The sequence below is a fragment of the Catenulispora pinisilvae genome (genome assembly GCF_015356865.1).
Classification (GTDB): domain Bacteria; phylum Actinomycetota; class Actinomycetes; order Streptomycetales; family Catenulisporaceae; genus Catenulispora; species Catenulispora pinisilvae.
On record NZ_JAAFZA010000615.1, the window covers coordinates 1 to 399 of the forward strand.

The window sequence follows — 399 nt, forward strand, 5'->3', positions numbered from 1 at the left end:
GAAGATCATTCTCATGAACATGCACATAGCGGTGCTAATATAGTCGGTAAAATTAAATCTTTAGGCTCATGGGCTCAATTTATGCCTGAAGGATTCTTTGTAAAAACAGATACATTATCTGCAAAAGAAATATTTGATGAAGTAAGCTCTGTTGCTAATGGAGGAGATATTATTTTTGTTACAAAGATTGATGGTGAAACTTCAGCATGCGCAAATCCTGCTGTATTAGAGTGGATTTCAAAGTAATAGTTTCAAGTAATATAACTTAAACTTGTAGTATAAATTAAAAAAGAGGATTATCAAATTTTATTTTGACAATCCTCTTTTTGCTTTTAAAGTTATTAGTTAACATAAATTTCAATCGATCTTCTTCATTCTAGTATTAATTAAGCATTTGGT

Annotated in this window: 1 protein-coding gene; it reads left to right on the forward strand. The window is 29.6% G+C overall.

The window, feature by feature from the left end:
• Window positions 1-246, forward strand: a 246-nt coding sequence (locus IZR01_RS54960; RefSeq protein WP_194927934.1) for a hypothetical protein, incomplete at its 5' end; no start/stop codon positions are given.
• Between the last annotated feature and the right edge of the window lie 153 nt (window positions 247-399).